Origin of the sequence: Pseudomonas sp. PAMC 29040, assembly GCF_003994535.1 — a bacterium.
GTDB lineage: Bacteria > Pseudomonadota > Gammaproteobacteria > Pseudomonadales > Pseudomonadaceae > Aquipseudomonas > Aquipseudomonas paraversuta.
In genome coordinates, this window is record NZ_RZAA01000005.1 from 328,457 (window position 1) to 347,097 (window position 18,641).

13 protein-coding genes and 4 tRNA genes are annotated in these 18,641 nt (G+C 58.7%); 8 read left to right on the forward strand and 9 right to left on the reverse strand.

Going from position 1 to position 18,641, the window contains the following annotated elements; genetic code table 11:
* Positions 1–49: 49 nt before the first annotated feature.
* Positions 50–373 (forward strand): hypothetical protein, encoded by a 324-nt coding sequence (locus WG29040_RS11555; protein WP_039735148.1) that lies wholly within the window; start codon positions 50–52, stop codon positions 371–373.
* A 173-nt stretch (positions 374–546) separates the two neighbouring features.
* Complete coding sequence (gene rmuC, locus WG29040_RS11560) at positions 547–1,911, forward strand: DNA recombination protein RmuC (protein WP_177412972.1); 1,365 nt, start codon at positions 547–549, stop codon at positions 1,909–1,911.
* Positions 1,912–2,010: 99 nt separating this feature from the next.
* Here rmuC and WG29040_RS11565 read toward each other — a convergent pair whose 3' ends face one another.
* The gene (locus WG29040_RS11565) at positions 2,011–5,481 is read right to left on the reverse strand and encodes a PAS domain-containing hybrid sensor histidine kinase/response regulator (RefSeq protein ID WP_003442704.1); all 3,471 of its coding nucleotides are present in this window, start codon (positions 5,479–5,481) and stop codon (positions 2,011–2,013) included.
* Positions 5,482–5,719: 238 nt separating this feature from the next.
* Here WG29040_RS11565 and WG29040_RS11570 point away from each other — a divergent pair, with 238 nt between their 5' ends.
* Both WG29040_RS11570 and WG29040_RS11575 read left to right on the forward strand, forming a co-directional pair.
* Positions 5,720–6,871 carry a TDT family transporter gene (locus WG29040_RS11570; protein WP_010655765.1) on the forward strand — a complete coding sequence of 384 codons (1,152 nt, stop codon included), beginning with the start codon at positions 5,720–5,722 and terminating at the stop codon, positions 6,869–6,871.
* A 133-nt stretch (positions 6,872–7,004) separates the two neighbouring features.
* The gene (locus WG29040_RS11575) at positions 7,005–8,879 is read left to right on the forward strand and encodes an MFS transporter (protein WP_127196205.1); all 1,875 of its coding nucleotides are present in this window, start codon (positions 7,005–7,007) and stop codon (positions 8,877–8,879) included.
* A gap of 71 nt (positions 8,880–8,950) precedes the next feature.
* Here WG29040_RS11575 and sugE read toward each other — a convergent pair whose 3' ends face one another.
* The 3 genes from sugE to rdgC all read right to left on the reverse strand — a co-directional run bounded on the left by sugE (position 8,951) and on the right by rdgC (position 11,342).
* Positions 8,951–9,265 carry a quaternary ammonium compound efflux SMR transporter SugE gene (gene sugE, locus WG29040_RS11580; protein WP_003442696.1) on the reverse strand — a complete coding sequence of 105 codons (315 nt, stop codon included), beginning with the start codon at positions 9,263–9,265 and terminating at the stop codon, positions 8,951–8,953.
* 118 nt (positions 9,266–9,383) lie between these two features.
* Positions 9,384–10,349, reverse strand: coding sequence for a bile acid:sodium symporter family protein (locus tag WG29040_RS11585; protein WP_127196171.1), 966 nt, complete (start codon positions 10,347–10,349; stop codon positions 9,384–9,386).
* A gap of 72 nt (positions 10,350–10,421) precedes the next feature.
* Positions 10,422–11,342: a recombination-associated protein RdgC gene (gene rdgC / locus WG29040_RS11590; RefSeq protein ID WP_003442690.1), complete on the reverse strand. Its 921-nt coding sequence runs from the start codon at positions 11,340–11,342 to the stop codon at positions 10,422–10,424.
* Positions 11,343–11,502: 160 nt separating this feature from the next.
* Here rdgC and WG29040_RS11595 point away from each other — a divergent pair.
* From WG29040_RS11595 to WG29040_RS11610, 4 genes are all read left to right on the forward strand, one after another.
* Positions 11,503–11,578: transfer RNA gene (locus WG29040_RS11595), tRNA-Val, on the forward strand.
* Between the two features lie 19 nt (positions 11,579–11,597).
* Positions 11,598–11,674: transfer RNA gene (locus tag WG29040_RS11600), tRNA-Asp, on the forward strand.
* Between the two features lie 219 nt (positions 11,675–11,893).
* Positions 11,894–11,969: transfer RNA gene (locus tag WG29040_RS11605), tRNA-Val, on the forward strand.
* A 19-nt stretch (positions 11,970–11,988) separates the two neighbouring features.
* Positions 11,989–12,065 (forward strand) — tRNA-Asp (locus WG29040_RS11610).
* 196 nt (positions 12,066–12,261) lie between these two features.
* Here the strand turns inward: WG29040_RS11610 and WG29040_RS11615 are convergent.
* From WG29040_RS11615 to pabB, 5 genes are all read right to left on the reverse strand, one after another.
* Positions 12,262–14,700, reverse strand: coding sequence for a TonB-dependent siderophore receptor (locus WG29040_RS11615; protein WP_127196172.1), 2,439 nt, complete (start codon positions 14,698–14,700; stop codon positions 12,262–12,264).
* 76 nt (positions 14,701–14,776) lie between these two features.
* Positions 14,777–15,763, reverse strand: coding sequence for a FecR family protein (locus WG29040_RS11620; RefSeq protein ID WP_127196173.1), 987 nt, complete (start codon positions 15,761–15,763; stop codon positions 14,777–14,779).
* Positions 15,764–15,770: 7 nt separating this feature from the next.
* A complete protein-coding gene (locus WG29040_RS11625) occupies positions 15,771–16,289 on the reverse strand; it encodes a sigma-70 family RNA polymerase sigma factor (RefSeq protein WP_003442682.1) in 519 nt (172 codons plus the stop codon).
* Between the two features lie 143 nt (positions 16,290–16,432).
* Positions 16,433–17,167, reverse strand: coding sequence for a phosphoadenylyl-sulfate reductase (locus tag WG29040_RS11630; protein WP_003442671.1), 735 nt, complete (start codon positions 17,165–17,167; stop codon positions 16,433–16,435).
* A gap of 68 nt (positions 17,168–17,235) precedes the next feature.
* Positions 17,236–18,579, reverse strand: coding sequence for an aminodeoxychorismate synthase component I (pabB, locus tag WG29040_RS11635; protein ID WP_127196174.1), 1,344 nt, complete (start codon positions 18,577–18,579; stop codon positions 17,236–17,238).
* Positions 18,580–18,641: the final 62 nt, after the last annotated feature.

Below are 18,641 nucleotides of genomic sequence, written 5' to 3' on the forward strand. Positions count from 1 at the left end.
GAAAAAAGGAGTAGAGTTGCGCGCCTTCTGTTCTGCCCTACAGTGTCATATGAAGTTTCGCACAGCTACTTCCTCCGTTACCCGTCCTGCTACTCCAGCAGAAGCCCCAAAACGCTTTTCTCTGCGGGTGGCAATCTGGTTACTGGATAATCCTCGATTGGGCGCTAACCCCAGCGTCAAGCACGTTGCAGGGCATTTGCTGAAACAACCCGCGCGACAAGGCGTAGTACTGGCCCAGAGTCGTCTGGGGCAATTGATGTGCCGTGATTGCGGGAGTGCCCGGGATCAACGAATCGGTCATGAACTCTTGCGCCAGGCAGCCCGTGCCGGTGACCGCGCCGCACAACAGGAACTGAGCAAAACCGAAGACTGAGCTGTCTTCAGGCCTGTTGCTTGGTTAACCTTGCTCTTTTATCTCGTGCGGAGGGGGCTATGGCCCTGGACTTGAGCAGCATTTTGCTGGGCCTGGCGTTGGCAGGTGTGCCGCTGCTGGCAGTTTTATGGCAGGTGCAGCGGCGCGCCAGTAGCCTTGATGCAGAGCTGGCGATGTTCAGCGAGCGCCTGAGTACGGCGCAGTTGGCCCAGGAAGGCCTGAGCGCCCAACTTGATGCCAGTCGCGATGAAATCAGTGATCTGGGCCAGGCCAATGCGGCCAAGCAGGCAGAGCTCGCGGCATTGCGGCGAGAGGTCGAGTTGTTGCAGCTGGAGCGTGACAATACCCGCGATGCAGCCCATGCCTGGAGCCTGGAGCGCAGCCAGAAAGAAACCGAGTTAAGGCGTCTGGACGCGCATGGGGCCGCCCTGGCCGCTGAACTGCGGGAGCAGCAAGACAGCCATCAACAACGATTGAACGATCTGCAAGGCTCCCGTGATGAGTTGCGGGCTCAATTTGCGGAACTGGCCGGCAAGATTTTCGATGAGCGCGAGCAGCGTTTTGCCGACACCAGCAGTGAACGCCTGGGGCAGTTGCTCGACCCCCTCAAAGAGCGCATCCAGTCGTTTGAAAAGCGGGTCGAAGAAAGCTATCAGCAAGAAGCCCGGGAACGATTTTCCTTGGGTAAAGAGCTGGAGCGTCTGCAGCAGCTCAACCTGCGCCTGAGTGATGAAGCCACCAACCTGACCCGGGCCCTGAAAGGTCAGAAAACCCAGGGCAACTGGGGGGAGCTGATTCTGGAACGGGTGCTTGAACATGCCGGGCTTGAGAAAGGCCGCGAGTACCAGACCCAGGTCAGCCTCAAGGGACCGGACGGCGAGCGTTTTCAGCCCGATGTCCTGATCATGCTGCCGGGTGACAAGCAGGTGGTGGTCGACTCCAAGGTCAGCCTTACGGCGTATCAGCAATATGTAGGGGCAGATGACGAGGTCATCGGCCAGGCGGCACTCAAACAGCATGTACTGTCGTTGCGCAATCATGTGAAGGGGCTGGCCGGTAAGGACTACAAGCGACTCGAGGGGCTGCACAGTCTGGACTTCGTGTTGCTGTTTGTACCGATCGAAGCGGCCTTTTCCGCCGCGTTGCAAGCCGAGCCCAATCTGTTTCAGGAAGCATTCGATCGCAATATCGTGATTGTCAGCCCGACCACCTTGCTCGCGACCTTGCGGGTCATTGACAGCCTGTGGAAGCAGGAGCGGCAAAGTCAGAACGCGCGGGAAATTGCCGAGCGGGCAGGCTGGCTATATGACAAATTCGTGCTGTTTATTCAGGATCTGGATGAGGTCGGCAATCGACTGCAGCAACTGGATAAAGCCTATGCCGCCGCGCGTAACAAGCTGACAGAAGGTCGGGGCAACCTCGTCAGTCGCAGCGAACAGCTCAAACTGCTGGGCGCAAGGGCCAGTAAAAGCCTGCCGGCAGACCTGCTGGAACGGGCGATGACCGATGTGGATGGCGTGGCGCACCCGGCTGAGTGAGCGGGGGATGGTATCTCTGTAGTCGCTGCCGAGGCCCCGTTGCAAAACCCAAGGCCCTTCGGTCCTTTCGGCAGCGACTACAGATTTAATACGGCGTGATCACAGCGGTACATGCCGACTCAGCAGGGCCCGCAATACTGCGGGTTTTACCGGCTTGGGCAGATACTCCAGACCTGCGGCATGCACTTCGGCAATCATCTCCGGGCGTCCATCAGCGCTGATCACCACTCCAGGCACTGGCTCCCCCAGCTGGGCCCGCAGCCAGCGCATCAGGTCGGTTCCCACTTCGCCGTCATCCAGATGGTAATCAACCAGCACCAGCTGTGGACGTACGCCCTCATTGAGCAGGGCCGCGCATTCGTCGCGATTGCGTGCGGTCCAGACCCGGCAGCCCCAGCGTGTCAGCAAGCTCTGCATGCCGATCAGAATGCTGTCTTCGTTATCGATGCACAGCACTTGGGCGCCATTGACCGGCTGACCATTTTGCTCCGCAGCCACGGGCTGTGGCGCAGCCTGGGTCCTGGCCAGCGGCACCCTGACACTGAACACGCTGCCTTTTCCCTGCCATGAACGCACTTGCAAACTGTGCCCCAGCACGTGGCACAAGCCGTCGGCAATCGCCAGGCCCAGGCCCAGGCCTTTTTCGGCGCGGGTCTGGTGGCTGTCCAGGCGTTTGAACTCTTCAAAAATGACTTGCAGCTTGTCGGCAGGAATACCCGGTCCGCGATCCCACACTTCAAGGCACAGCTCTCCCCCGCGGCGGCGTACGCCCAGCAACACCGGACCTTTGGCGTAGCGGAAGGCATTGGTCAGGAAGTTCTGCAAGATGCGCCGCAGCAGCTTGATATCGCTACTGACGCGCAAACGACTGCTGCGAACCCTGAAACTCAGGCCTTGTTCCTGCGCTTGGGCGGTGAATTCATTGCCCAGGGTCTCAAACAGGTCATTCAGTGCAAAAGGCTTGATGTCCGGAGTTATTTTTCCGTTTTCCAGGCGCGAAATATCCAGCAGGTCACTGATCAGGTCTTCGGCGGAACGCAAGGAACTGTCCAGATGCTGCACCAGTTTCTGCGCTTCCGGACTCAGCCCTTCATCCTGGTGGGACAGCGCGGAGGAGAACAGGCGTGCCGCATTCATGGGCTGCATCAGGTCATGGCTGACGGCTGCCAGAAAACGGGTCTTGGACTGGTTGGCCGCTTCGGCCACGCCTTTGGCGTCGGTCAGCTCCTGATTAAGCTGCGACAACTCATGGGTGCGCTCGGCCACCCGTTGCTCAAGGCCTTCGTTGGCCTCGGTCAGCGCCTGCTCGGCTTCGCGGAACGCCGTAATGTCGGTGAAACTCATGACAAAGCCGCCGCCCGGCATGGGGTTGCCAATCAGTTCGATCACCCGGCCATTGGGGAACAGGCGTTCGGATGTATGCGCCCGGCCTTGACGCATCCAGTGCAGGCGGCGGGCCACATGCACTTCGGCTTCACCGGGGCCGCACAGGCCGCGTTCAGCATTGTGGCGAATGATGTCGGCAATCGGCCGTCCTACGCTGATCAGCCCGTCCGGATAGTTGAACAATTCCAGATAGCGACGATTCCAGGCCACCAGCTTGAGCGACTGGTCGACCACGCTAATCCCCTGGGTGATGTTTTCAATGGCGCCCTGCAGTAATGCGCGGTTGAACTGCAGCACTTCCGATGCTTCGTCGGCAATGCGTACCACGTCTTCGAGCTGCATCTCCCGGCCTTCAATGGCCGCTTTGACCACCGCCCGGGTAGAAGAGGCGCCGAGTACCCCGGCCAGCAGGCGTTCGGTGTGGGCGATCCATTCGCCGTTGGCATTCTGGTTCGGATTAAAGCCTTTGCCCTGGCGATAGGCGAAACGGATGAAGCTCTGGTGGGCACGTTCCTCGCCGACAAAACGCGCCGCGAGGGCCAGCAAGTCGTTGATCTGCACCGCGAGCATGGAGCGTCCGCTAGGGTGACTGCTCAGCTCCTGGCCGATAAAGCGTCCGGCTTGCCAGTGCTCCGAAACCCGGGTGCGCGACAGCACCGAAACCCAGGCAAACAGAGTGAAGTTACCGGCCAGCGACAACACCACGCCTTGGGTCAATGGTGTGATCGACAGCCCCAGCGGGTTGCTGTGCAGCCAGGTCAGACCCGGGAAAAGGCTCAAAGGCCAGCCGGCACTGTGGGCGATGAGCGGCAGCACCAGGGTGTAGAACCAAATGAAGGTACCGGTGGCGAGGCCGGCAAATACGCCCCGGCGGTTGGCTTGCTTCCAGTACAGGGCGCCGAGCATGGCAGGGGCCAGCTGGGTGACTGCGGCGAAGGCAATCTGGCCGATGGTGGCAAGGCTCGCCGTGGAGCCCAGCAGGCGGTAACTCACATACGCCAGCAGCAAGATCACCACAATCGTTACGCGGCGTACCGAAAGCATCCAGTGGCGGAACACCTCGAACGGGCGCTCGGCGTTTTTGTGGCGCAGCAGCCAGGGCAGCAGCATGTCGTTGGAGACCATGGTCGACAGTGCCACGCTGGCGACGATCACCATGCCGGTGGCCGCCGATGCGCCGCCAATAAATGCCAGCAATGCCAGTGCCGGGTGAGCCTGGGCCAGTGGCAGGCTGATCACGAACGAATCCGGCAGCACCGAGCTGGGCAGCAGCATTTGTCCGGCCAGTGCAATCGGCACCACGAACAGGCCGGCCAGAATCAAATAGGCCGGAAACACCCATTTGGCCAGTTGCAGGTCCTGCGGCTCGATATTCTCGACCACGGTTACGTGAAACTGTCGGGGCAGGCAGATGATTGCCATCATTGCCACGCCGGTTTGTACCACCATCGACGGCCAGTTGATGGTTTCCTTCCAGTACTGCTCAAGGCGCGGTGCAAGCATGGCCTGGTTGAAAAGATCGTCGAAACCGTCATACAGGCCGTAGGTCACAAAGGCACCTACGGCAAGAAAGGCGAACAGTTTGACCAGCGACTCGAAAGCAATCGCCAGCACCATGCCGCGGTGGTGTTCGGTGGCATCGAGGTTGCGCGTGCCGAATACGATAGTGAACAGCGCCAGAATCAGGGTCACAATCAGGGCCGTGTCCTGGGCGCGGGTCCCCGTGGCGTCTGCTCCGGCACCGATCAGCAGGTTCACGCCGAGCACAATGCCCTTGAGCTGCAGGGCGATGTAGGGCAGCACGCCCACCAGACAGATCAGTGCCACCACAATCGCCAGAGATTGGGACTTCCCGTAGCGCGCGGCAATAAAGTCGGCAATCGAGGTGATGTTCTCCTGCTTGCTGATCAGCACCATCTTTTGCAGGACCCAGGGCGCGCACACCAGCAGCAGCACCGGCCCCAGGTAAATCGGCAAAAAGGCCCAAAGCTGCTCGGCGGCCTGGCCGACGGCGCCGAAGAATGTCCAGCTGGTGCAGTACACCGCCAGCGACAAGCTATACACCCACGCGCGGACCCGCGGCGGCAGCGGTTTGCTGCGCCGGTCACCATAAAAGGCAATGGCAAACATAATGGCCATATAGGCCAGGGCGACGGCGGCAATGAGCCCGCTGGACAGCGACATGGTGACTCCTGGAGGTGTAAGGCCACAGCAATCCGGCTGTGGCGGGCTAGTCTCGCATGATGTTTATGCGCCGTCAGTGTCGACCATGGTCTGATCGCGGCCAAGGGTCGCAGGGTTTGCAGCGGGATGCAGTGACGAATATCTGCAAAATAGATAAGTGTTAGAGAAATTACCCGTTATATAGATATTCGATTTGGTTCTACTCTAATTTCACCTCATGAGAGGAAAGGAGGAACCCATGACTTGCCCAAACAAAGCCCAGCCCGGATTTCGGCCATTCAGCCAGTTGCAGCACCCTCGGGAAGTGATTCGCCAGTTCACCCCGAACTGGTTTGCAGCCACCATGGGCACGGGGGTTCTGGCGTTGGCGTTGGCCCAGTTGCCGGTGCATATCCCCGGCATGCATGTCTTTGCCGAAGGGTTGTGGCTGTTCAATATCGGTTTGTTCATTCTGTTCAGCGTGCTCTATGGCGCGCGCTGGGTGCTGTACTTCGACGAAGCGCGGCGGATTTTCGGGCACTCCACCGTGTCGATGTTTTTCGGCACCATTCCCATGGGGCTGGCGACCATCATCAATGGTTTTCTGGTGTTTGGAGTCCCGCGTTGGGGCAGCGACATGGTGCAGGTGGCCGAGTTTTTGTGGTGGATAGATGTAGCCATGGCCCTGGGTTTCGGGGTGATCATCCCGTACCTGATGTTCACCCGGCAGGACCACAGCATTGATCAAATGACCGCGGTCTGGTTGCTGCCAGTGGTGGCGGCGGAGGTAGCCGCGGCCAGCGGCGGGCTGTTGGCACCGCATTTGAGCGACACCCTCGCGCAGTTTCATGTGTTGATTACCAGCTATGTACTGTGGGCGTTCTCGGTACCGGTGGCGTTCAGCATTCTGACTATCCTGATTTTGCGCATGGCACTGCATAAATTGCCCCACGAAAGCATGGCCGCTTCAAGCTGGCTGGCTTTGGGGCCGATCGGCACTGGCGCCCTGGGTTTGCTGCTGCTGGGTAGCGATGCTCCGGCGATTTTCGCGGCCAATGGCCTGGGCCGGGTCGGTGAAATTGTCGAGGGCCTGGGCCTTATCTCTGGCGTGATCCTGTGGGGCGTGGGCTTGTGGTGGATTGTGATGGCTTTGATGATCACGGTGCGCTACTTCCGGGCGGGTATCCCGTTCAATCTTGGCTGGTGGGGCTTTACCTTCCCGCTGGGCGTGTACTCATTGGCCACTTTGCGTCTGGGTAGCGTTCTGCATCTGGCATTTTTTGATATTGCCGGCTGCGTGCTGGTGGTGATGCTGGTGCTGATGTGGTTGATCGTTGGCACGCGAACCGTGAAGGGTGCCTACCGTGGCGAGTTGTTTGTGTCGCCCTGCATCGCCGGGTTGAAGAAGTAGATACGGCGCTCAGGTTCTGTGCGAAATGGCTGAACAGGCTGATTTAGTACAGAACCTGAGCAAGCTTGTGCCCTGAGTGATACAACGGCCCTCCAATGAGAAAGCCGTTCGGCGCAACGTGAGTACATGGATGATGAGTCACCCCTCGCAGTTCAGTTTGCTGAGGAAGCGCCGCTTCCTGCCCTTCTTCGTGACCCAGTCCCTGGGCGCACTCAATGACAACCTGTTTAAACAGTCGCTGATTCTGGCCATCCTTTACAAATTGAACATCGAAGGTGATCGCGGGATCTGGATCAACCTGTGTGCGCTGCTCTTTATAGTGCCGTTCTTTTTGTTTTCGGCACTGGCCGGGCAGTTTGGCGAAAAGTACCCGAAGGATCGTTTGATCCGCCTGATTAAACTGGGCGAGATTGCGATCATGGTGGTGGGTGCCATCGGCTTTGCCTTCGATCACCTGGCGTTGATGCTGGTGGCGCTGTTCGCGATGGGGACCCACTCGGCACTGTTTGGGCCGGTGAAGTATTCGATCCTGCCGCAGACCTTGCATGAAGACGAGTTGGTGGGCGGCAATGGCCTGGTCGAGATGGGCACTTTTCTGTCGATTCTGGCCGGCACTATTGGTGCCGGGATCATGCTCTCATCCAGCAACTACACGGCGATTGTGTCCGTGGTGATAGTGTCGGTCGCAGTGCTCGGCTATCTGGCCAGTCGCGCAATTCCGCGGGCGGCGGCGGACACCCCGGACCTGAAGTTGAACTGGAATATCTTCAGCGAGTCCTGGGCCACCTTACGGATGGGGTTGAACCAGACGCCTGCGGTGTCGCGTTCTGTAGTCGGAAACTCATGGTTCTGGTTTGTCGGCGCGATTTACCTGACGCAGATCCCGGCCTACGCCAAAGAGTGGCTGTATGGCGATGAAACCGTGGTCACCCTGATTCTTACTGTGTTTTCGGTGGGGATTGCGCTGGGCTCGATGCTCTGTGAAAAGCTCTCGGGACATAAGGTCGAGATTGGCCTGGTGCCCTTTGGCTCGTTTGGTCTGACCCTGTTTGGCTTGTTGCTGTGGTGGCATTCGGGGCACATGCCACAAAACATTCAAGCCAATGACTGGCTGGGCGTGCTGGGCTTCAGTCAGGCCTGGTGGGTACTGTTGGATATTCTCGGCCTGGGCGTGTTCGGCGGCTTCTACATTGTGCCGCTGTATGCGCTGATTCAGTCGCGCACGGCCGAAAACGAGCGGGCCCGGGTGATTGCGGCCAACAACATCCTCAATGCGCTATTCATGGTGGTGTCGGCAATTGTCACCATCCTGCTGCTGAGCGTGGCCAGGCTGACGATTCCCGAGCTGTTCCTCGTGGTCTCGTTGATGAATATCGCGGTCAACACTTATATCTTCAAAATCGTCCCTGAATTCAGCATGCGTTTCATGATCTGGCTGCTCGGCCATTCCATGTACCGGGTGGAGCACAAGAATCTGCAGCTGATTCCGGATGAAGGCGCCGCGTTGCTGGTGTGTAACCACGTTTCGTTTGTCGATGCGCTCTTGATTGGTGGCGCTGTACGCCGGCCGATTCGCTTTGTGATGTATTACAAAATCTACAACTTGCCGGTACTCAACTTTATCTTCCGCACCGCGGGCACGATTCCGATTGCCGGGCGGGCTGAAGATGAAGCGATTTATGAGAAAGCCTTCAGCCGCATTGCCAGGTATCTGGAAGATGGCGAGTTAGTGTGCATCTTTCCCGAGGGCAAGTTGACCACCGATGGCGAGATTGGCGAGTTCAAGGCCGGGGTGACGCGGATTCTGGAGCACACGCCGGTGCCGGTGATTCCGCTGGCGTTGCAGGGATTGTGGGGCAGCTTCTTCAGCCGGGATCCGCACAAGGGTTTTTTCCATCGACTCTGGTCGCGGGTGACATTGGTTGCAGGTGCACCGATACCGGCCAGTGAGGCCAGTCAAAAGCTGTTGCGCGAAAGGGTCTGTGAGCTGCGGGCGCAGAAGAGGTAGATAGTGCTGGCGGGGCGGGAAGCGGTTTGCCGGCGATGGCGTCGATGCCATCGCCGGCAAATTGTGCCGGATCAAGTGCTTATTTTGAGACCAACCAGGCCGGCAATGATCAGCGCAACACTGGCCAGTCGGAACAGCGCCATGGATTCGCCAAACAGGATGATCCCGGCGATCACGGTACCGACTGCACCTACCCCGGTCCATATGGCGTAGGCAGTGCCCAGCGGCAGGTCTTTCATGGCCAGCCCGAGCAAGCCGAGGCTGATAATCATGGCGCCGACCGTCAGGGCTGTCGGCAGCGGGCGACTGAAGCCGTCGGTGTATTTGAGGCCTACGGCCCAGCCAACTTCAAACAGGCCGGCGAAAAACAGAATAATCCAGGGCATTGCAATCTCCATCAACGGATGGGGCCGTCCCCAGAAAAATCACTCGATGAGTCGCGAGGTCGTCCTCGCAGTGCGCAGTATATTGCACATGATTGATCTGATAGACAACCCCGAAGCGTTACTCGGTAACAGTTTTTTCTGCCGCGAGGCGGTCTTCTTTCTCGCTCATGCGTCGGAAGTACGTCGAAAGCAGTGCCCCTGAGATGTTGTGCCAAACGCTGAACAGCGCACTGGGTACCGCCGCCAGAGGCGAAAAGTGCGCGCTGGCCAGGGCCGCTCCCAGGCCGGAGTTCTGCATGCCGACTTCCAGAGCCAGGGATTTACGCTGGGCCAGGGGCAGTTTGAACAGGCGGCCGGTAAAGTAGCCAAGCAAATAGCCGAAGCTGTTGTGCAGTATGACCACGGCCATGATCAGCAAACCGGACTTGGCGATCTGGGCCTGACTGGCCGCCACCACGGCCGCCACGATAATCACGATGCTGATCACCGAAACCAGCGGCAGTACGTCCACCGCGAAGCGTACGCGGGCGCCAAGCAGTCGCTGGGCCACAACCCCCAGTACGATCGGCAGCAAAACCACCTGCAGAATCGACCAGAACAGTTCCATGAACGAAACCGGAAGCCATGCCGAAGCCAGCAACCAGATCAGCGCCGGCGTCAGTAGCGGAGCGAGCAGGGTGGTGACGGCAGCAATGGCAACGGACAGGGCCAGGTCGCCCCGGGCCAGCCAGGTCATGACATTGGACGAGGTGCCGCTCGGGCAGCAGCCGACGAGAATCACGCCAACGGCAATTTCGGGCGGCAGGTGGAAAACCTGGCACAGCAACCACGCCACACCGGGCATGATCACGAAATGAGCAACCACGCCCAGTGCCACGCGCCACGGGTGGCGGGCAACTTCGGCGAAGTCTTCGAGTTTGAGGGTCAGGCCCATGCCGAACATCACCAGGCCCAGCAGCGGCACGATGAAGCCTTTAAGGCCGACAAACCAGGCGGGTTCAAGAAACGCCAGTACGGCGAATATCAGTACCCAATAAGCAAAGGTATTACCGACAAAGCGGCTTAAAGCAGCAAGTGCGCGCATGGTGTTCCTTTATTGTGATTATGGGATATCCCCTGCAGTAGCACGCTCGCTCCTGCAGGGGATATGGGTGGGTCAGATTCCCTGGGGAATCTCTTCGCCACCCAGTGCTTCAAACAGCTGCGGCAAGAACTCGCCGAATGTCAGCATCATCAGGGTGAAACTGGCGTCCTGCTGGCCCAGGTCGTCGTCACCGCCGTCCTGTTCAGCCTGGTCTTGCAGCAGATCTTCAAACTTGAGGCGTTTGACCACCAGTTTGTCGTCCAGTACGAATGACAGCTTGTCCTGCCAGGCCAGTGACAGTTGAGTCACGACTTTTCCGGTGCTCAGATGCAGCTGGATTTCGTCGCTGGTCAGGTCCTGACGTTTGCAGCGAATGATGCCGCCATCTTCGTGGGTATCGCGCAACTCGCATTCATCAAGGACAAAGAAGTTGTCGGCAGCTTTTTGGGTTTTGACCCATTCGGTCATGACCGCGCTTGGAGCCATTTTCACCGCCAGCGGGCGAACCGGTAATGAACCGATGACTTCCCGCAGGGTGGAGAGCAAGTCTTCGGCACGTTTAGGGCTCGAAGCATTAACCAGGATCAGGCCCTGTTTAGGGGCAATGGCAGCAAAGGTTGCCGAGCGACGAATAAAGGCGCGGGGCAAGAAGGCCTGGATGATTTCATCCTTGAGCTGATCGCGCTCCTTCTTATAGACCTTGCGCATTTGTTCGGCTTCGATCTCTTCGACCTTGTCCTTTAATGCATCGCGAACAACGCTGCCCGGCAGGATGCGTTCTTCTTTACGGGCCGCGATCAGCAGGAAGTCCTGGCTGACGTGAACCAGCGGTGCGTCCTCACCTTTACCGAAAGGGGCAACGAAACCGTAGGTGGCTAATTCCTGGCTTGAACACGAGCGGGCCGGTTTGGTGGCCAGTGCAGTTTCCAGCACCTGCGCATCAAAAGGCAGATCTTGGGTCAGGCGATAGATAAGCAGGTTTTTGAACCACATGGGGTGAATCACTCCTATATACAAAGCAGGCATTATTCGCTTCATGGAGCCATAGGCCAACCCTGCGCTAACCCTTTGGCAGGCTTAGAAAAATTATTTTAAAAAGTGCTTGCCAGACTATAGGTCGCTCCGTAGAATGCGCGCCACACCGAGAGTGAAAGGGTGATTAGCTCAGCTGGGAGAGCATCTGCCTTACAAGCAGAGGGTCGGCGGTTCGATCCCGTCATCACCCACCATTCGCTCACAGTGTTACGCGCAGCGGTAGTTCAGTCGGTTAGAATACCGGCCTGTCACGCCGGGGGTCGCGGGTTCGAGTCCCGTCCGCTGCGCCATATTTTTACCACAAGCCCCTTGAACGCTTGTGGTTGGGGAAAGCCCGCTGAATGCGGGTTTTTTCTTGAAAGTCTTCGGTTCTGCAGTTCGCTGCCGGATCAAAGTGCAGGACGCAGGAAACGGAAGTTTTTACCGAGTTTTTAAAAAAACTTGAATAAAAACAACCACTTACACGAAAAGTGTGAGAGAATGCGCCCCGCAACGAGAGTGAAGTGAAAGGGTGATTAGCTCAGCTGGGAGAGCATCTGCCTTACAAGCAGAGGGTCGGCGGTTCGATCCCGTCATCACCCACCATTCGCTTTCAGTGTTACGCGCAGCGGTAGTTCAGTCGGTTAGAATACCGGCCTGTCACGCCGGGGGTCGCGGGTTCGAGTCCCGTCCGCTGCGCCATATTAGAGTCACAAGCCCCTTGAACGCTTGTGACACGCGAAAAAGCCTGCCTTGTGCAGGCTTTTTTGTGCGCCCGGGTTTTGTAGATCCTGTAGGAGCGAGCTTGCTCGCGAGCATTTCAACGCAGCAACGAAGAGCTCGCGAGCAAGCTCGCTCCTACAGGGGGGTTATTGCAAAAAATTCAGTTCAGCCTGTTTTAGAAATCCCAGCGGGTACTGACCATCACATTGCGCGGGTCACCGTAGTACGACGAGTTATAGAAGCCGATGTTGGTGTAGTACGACTTGTCGAACAGGTTGTTCAGGTTGACGCTGGCCGAGAGGTTTTTCGTAAACTGGTAGCGAGCCATCAGGTCAACCAGCCAGTACGGATCCTGTGAAAACTTCTCCTCGACCCCGCCTTTATTCCAGTTGGTCAGCATTTGCCAGCCCGTACCCTGCCAGCGAACCCCGCCACCCAGGGTCAGTTTGTCGAGGTCGCCGGTGAGCTTGTAGCTGGTGTACAGATTGATTTGATCCTCGGGCTCCCAGGTCGATACCTTTTTACCGTTCTGATCACGGCTGATCTTGTGCGTATAACCCGCCTGCAACTGCCAGCCGGGCATGAGCTCGCCAGAAATTTCCGCTTCGTAGCCTCTGGTTTTGGCTTTGATGCCTTTATAGGCGTATTCAATGTCCGGATTGGTCGGATGGGCGTTGTAGGCAGTGTCTGCTTCAGGCCGGTTGTCCTGATGGACCTCGAAGTAGGCCAGACTTGAATTGAGGCGACCATCAAAGAACTCGCCCTTCAAGCCCAGTTCATAGTTGGTGCCTTCATCGGGCTCAAGCATCTTGTTGTCGCGATCGCGGTAATACGACTGCGGCAAAAAGATTTCGGTATAGCTGGCATAGGCAGAAATATTTTCGTTGAGGTCGTAGATCACCCCGGCGTAGGGCAGTACCTTGCCGGTGTCTTTTGCATGGCTGGTGCCCGTCAGGGTGTAATCGGCCACCCGTGTACCGAGCATTAGCGTCAGATCATCGGTGAGGCTCAAGCGTGCGGTCATGTAAGTGCCGGTCTGGCGCGTTGTTTCATCGTTGTAGGAGGTTACGTTGCCCCAGTCCGGTTCCAGGCTGTCGCCATCCCAGTTGTAGTAGTCATAGGCGTTGTCGACCATTTTGGCGTTGGTGTAGTCCTTGCCGGTCCAGTGCGATTTAGCTACCGAGCCGCCGACCACCAATTGATGTTCGCGCCCCAGCAAGCTGAATGGACCGCTGGCAAACAGGTCGCCACTGTCGCTGACGTATTCGCCGGTGTACTTGCGGGCCAGCATTGGCGCCAGTCCGGTGCTTGCGTCCGGGTCCAGCAATGCGCCGAGCGGTGCGTTGTAGCCGTTGACCTGGTGGTTGTACTGGCCTTTGACTACCCAGCCGTTATCAAAGCTGTGCTCCAGGGTTGAAAAAACCGTGCGTGTGTATTGCTCCCAACTGCTCCATTTGGCGCCGTTGTTGAACGAACGAGGGGTGCTGATGCGCTCGCCGGCGGAGTTGAACAGCGAGGCACTGCCCGACCAGCTGGAGCCTTTTGGATGGTTGTTCTGATAATCGGCGCCGAGAGTCAGCAGGGTGTCCGGGGTCAGGTCCACTTCCAAAATGCCGTAGTAAACCTCGCTGTCGCGCTGGTAGTGGTCCATGAACGAGTGCTTGTCCTGATAGGCCGCTACGGCCCGGCCACGCACATTGCCGCTTTCGGTCAGCGGGCCGCTGACGTCGATCTCGGAACGGTAGTTGTCCCAGGACCCTGCGCCCACATCCACGTGGGCCTTGAACTCGCTTGTCGGTTTTTTGCGCACCATATTGATGGTGCCGCCGGGGCCGCCTGCGCCGGTGAGCAACCCGGTTGCACCCTTGAGAACTTCGACCCGGTCGTAAATTGCCGTGTCGGTAAGGGTGTGCCCGGCAGAGTACTGCGGGTCTTGCAGGATCGGGATGCCGTCGTACTGAAAGTTCTTGATCGCAAAACCGCGGGAATAGTAGCTGGTGCGGTCACTGTCATAGGTCGCAACGGTGATGCCGGGGGTGTGGCGCATCACGTCATCGATCGAGTTGAGACCGAAATCGTCCATCGCCTGGCGTGTTACCACAGAGATCGACTGTGGGGTTTCGCGCGGTGTCAGCACCATGCGCGTAGCAGTCGCAATGCTGCCGGGGGTGTAGGAGCCCGAACCTTCAGTGATGGTGCCCAATTGGTTGGCGCTGACTTGGGTGGCGCCCAGTTCCAGGCTGCCGCCCGCCGCAGGCAGTGCCTCGAGCATGTAGCCATTGGCACTTTTTACTGCGGTATAGCCACTGCCACGCAACAAGGCTTCGAATCCGGAAGGCTCGTTGTAGGTGCCGTGCAGGCCGGGAGTCGTCAGCCCCTCAAGGTTGGCGGGCTGAAAAATAATCGCTACCCCGGCCTGTTGTGCAAAACGGTTCAGGGCACTGCTCAGCGGGCCGGATGGAATGTCATAGGTCTGTACCGATGCCGACTGCGCCTGGGCGACGGTGCTGCACAGCACGCCAGTCGCCGAAGCGACAATCAAGTGAATGGCCAGGGCCAGCGGGGTGCAGGCCCGCGGGCTAAAACGCCCGCGAGGGTGGGAGGAAGTCAGCATGGAGAGCGCAGTCCTTTAGGGTTCTATGTATCTACCTTGACGGCTGGCTAGAAAAAAGCGGAACTAATGCGAATAATTATTCTTTAGATTGTTGCGCCTGGCTGATCACCACCAGCCACGGGGTATAGGTTTTTATCGTCAGCGGCAGGGTTTCAGCGATCAATTGCAGCGCCCGATCGATGTTATCCAGCGGCAATACAGCCGATACGCGCAAATTGGCCAGGGCCTGACGGTCAAACTGGATATGGCCGCGCCGATGTCGGGAAATTTCATCGAGCACCCGGGTCAGGGGCTGGTTATCCACCACCAGTTGGTGATCTCGCCATGCCTGATCAATGCTGGCGGGGTCGAGCGTACCGGAAAGTTCGACCGAGTCGCGGCGGATCAGCGCCCGGGAGCCAGTGTCGACCTCCAGGGTCTGTCGTTCGTCAGCGCTCTGTGCGGCGACGCGCGACTGCAGCATGCTCAAAACAGTGGTGTCGTGCAGATGTTTGACCACGAAGCGGGTGCCCAGCGCGCGCATGCTGCCCTCGTCGGTCTGCACAATAAAGGGCCGGGCGCTGTCGTGAGCAACCTCCACCAGGACTTCGCCTAGCAGTACCTCGATACGCCGTTCCTGGCCGTTGAAGTGCACATTCACTGCACTGGTACCGCTAAGAGTGAGCGTTGAGTTGTCGGCCAGACGCAGGGTTTTCCAGTCATTGGGGCCGGTTCTGATGTCGGCCATCCATTGCTTTGGATACTGGCTTTGCAAGAGCAGTGCGCCGGGTAGGCCCAGGCAGCCGGCAATCAGTAATGCGCGTAATACCCGCTTGCCTCGGGCTGCAGGTTTGCGCCCGCCAAAGGCGGCAGTGAGTGCGGCCTTGGCTGGGGCGGATTGCCCACGCAACGCTTGCAGGCGGCTGATCACCTCTTGCATGCGCAGGGCGGCGGCTGCGTGTTGCGCACTTTGTTGTTTCCAGCACTCGAACTGCAGACGCAGCGCATCGTTGGCGGCCTCTTCATGCAGTTGAAGAATCCACTCGGCGGCTTGCTCGTCAATGGTCGGGTGGGGCTCGGGCATGGCTTTATCAGGTATCCAGGCTATGGCTGCAGTGCAGCAAGGCCTGGATCAGGTACTTGCGCACCGTGCGATCAGACAGTGCCAGTTGCCGGGCGATCTCGCTCTGTTTCAGGCCATCGAGGTAGTACAGGACAAAGGCTTGGCGAACCTTGTCCTGCATGCCTTCCAGAATGAACGCGATGTGTTCGAGAGCTTCCAGTGTGGTGAGGATCTGCTCGGGGGATTGAAAGCCTTCAAGGGCTTGTGCGGTAAGCGCAAGTTCTTGCAGATAGGCGTTTTCGATTTGTTTGCGGCGCACCTGATCAATGATCAGGCGTCGTGCCGTGGTGCTCAAAAACGCCCGGGGCTCACGCAGAGTGGCTACCGACTCGCGGGCGTTGAGGATTCGGGTAAAGGTGTCTTGTGCCAGGTCTGCGGCATTCTGGGCGCAGCCGAGTTTTCTGCGCAGCCAGCCAAACAGCCAGCCGTGATGCTCGCTGTACAGATTGGAAATCGCGGCCTGGAACGCGGGTTCACCCGTTGACATAGGTCGTGGCTCAGACGTTATTGAGAATTATTACTAATTCTGAATGCAAGTCCGGGGTAAACGCAACTGAGAATGAATGCAGGAGCAAGCTTGTTTGTAGGCGCGAGCTGTTCAAGAGCTCGCACCTACAGGGGAGGGGGGGATCAGTTTTTGGCGATCAGGTTGCCGGCATGCAGGCCGCACTCTTTTTGCGTGGCTTCTTCCCACCACCAGCGACCTTCGCGCTCGTGCTGATTTGGCAGCACCGGGCGGGTGCAGGGTTCGCAGCCGATGCTGATAAAACCGCGCTCGTGGAGGCTGTTGTACGGCAACTCCAGCATGCGGATGTAGCCCCAGACTTCCTCGCTGGTCATTTGTGCCAGCGGGTTGAATTTGTACAGCGCACGTTCGGGGGTGGAGAACGCACCGTCAATTTCCAGTGCTGCCACCTGGCTGCGGGTGCCCGGGCTCTGGTCGCGACGCTGGCCGGTGGCCCAGGCCTTTACGGTCGACAGTTTGCGGCGTAGCGGCTCGATTTTGCGCACGCCACAGCACTCGCCGTGGCCGTCCTTATAGAAGCTGAACAGGCCTTTTTCTTTAACGAACGGCTCAAGTTTGCTTTGATCCGGCGAAATCAGCTCGATCTGGATCTGGTAGTGCTCGCGCACCTGCTCGATAAACCTGTAGGTCTCGGGGTGCAGCCGGCCGGTGTCGAGGCTGAAGACTTTGACGTTCTTGTTCAGCTTCCAGGCCATGTCCACCAGCACCACATCTTCGGCGCCGCTGAAGGAAATCCAGAGCTCGTCGCCAAAATGTTCAAAGGCGAGTTTGAGAATGTCCTGGGGGGACTTGCTGGCGTATGTCGCGGCGAGTTCGGCGACGTTGAACGTATGGCTCATCAGGCGGCTTCCTACAGTGAATGGCGCTTGGCGCTCTCTAGTGCGGCGATGTTAGCAAAAACCGCGGGCTACAGGGTTTGCAGCGTATCGAGCAGCACTTTGACCTTGGTGATCGATTCCTGGTATTCGTCCTGCCAGTGCGAGTCGGCGACGATACCGCCGCCGCCCCAGCAGCTCACTTGCCCGTCCTTGATCAGCAGGCTGCGAATCGCAATGGAACTGTCCATCTCGCCGCGTACGTCCAGATACATGAGCGAGCCGCAGTAAATGCTGCGTCTTGTCGGTTCCAGCTGATCAATGATTTGCATCGCGCGGATTTTCGGGGCACCGGTAATCGAGCCGCCAGGGAAGCTGTCGCCGATCAGGTCGAGGGCGTCTTTGCCTTCAGCCAGTTGCCCGGTCACGCTGCTCACCAGGTGGTGAACATTGGGATAGCTTTCGAGGCTAAACAGCTGCGGGACGCTGACCGAGCCAGTACGGCAGGTACGCCCCAGGTCATTGCGCAGCAAATCGACAATCATCAGGTTTTCAGCGCGGTCCTTGGGGCTGGCGAGCAGTTCGGCGGCGTTCGCCGCATCTTCGCTGCTGTCTTTGCCCCGCGGGCGGGTGCCTTTGATCGGGCGGGTTTCCACCTGATTGTTGCTGACCCGCACAAAGCGCTCCGGTGACAGGCTCAAAATCGCGTTGCTGTCCGTCAGGCGCATAAATCCTGAAAAGGGTGTCGGGCAGGCGGCCCGCAGTGCGCAATAGGCGGTCCAGCTATCGCCCTGGCAAGGGGCGCTGAAGCGCTGGGTGTAGTTGACCTGGTAGCAGTCGCCGGCCTGGATGTAGCGCTGAATCTGTTCCAGTGCCTGCTCATACTGGCTGGCGCTGATATCCGGCTGCATGGGCCGCTTGAGCGAGAACCCCGGGTTCGCCGCCGGCGCCGGCTGGCTGAACAGCGCAATCAGGCGTTCGCGTTCGCCGTCAGCCAGGCGCGGGTGAAACACCAGTTGGCTGGTGAGTTGCTGGTGATCGCTGATCAATGCCCAGGCGTACAGGCCCAGTTGCGCGTCGGGCAATTGCAGGTCATCCCGTGACCGGGCAGGGAGCTGCTCAAGCCGACGGCTGAAGTCGTAGCTCAGGTAGCCGATCAGGCCGCCGGCAAACGGCAGTTCATAGTTGGCCGGAAGGCTGGCGTTGCCGAGCTGGTTCAGGTTTTCCCGCAGGCGCTGTAAAAACTCGCGCCCCGACTCGCTTGGCCCCACAGTCAGCTCTTGCAGTGGCCAGGCGCTCAGCAGGTCATAACGGCCGCGCTCGGCTGCAGGGCGGCCGCTGTCGAGCAGTACGGCACCGGGCGCATGGCGTATCGCCGCAAAATACTCGGCGGGATTGGCGTGGTAGGGCAGGGGGTGTACAGAGCAGGTCAACATGCGAAGCCAATCAGCCATCGGAGCGGGGTGGCGATTGTAATCCTGTGCAGGGCAGCAACCAA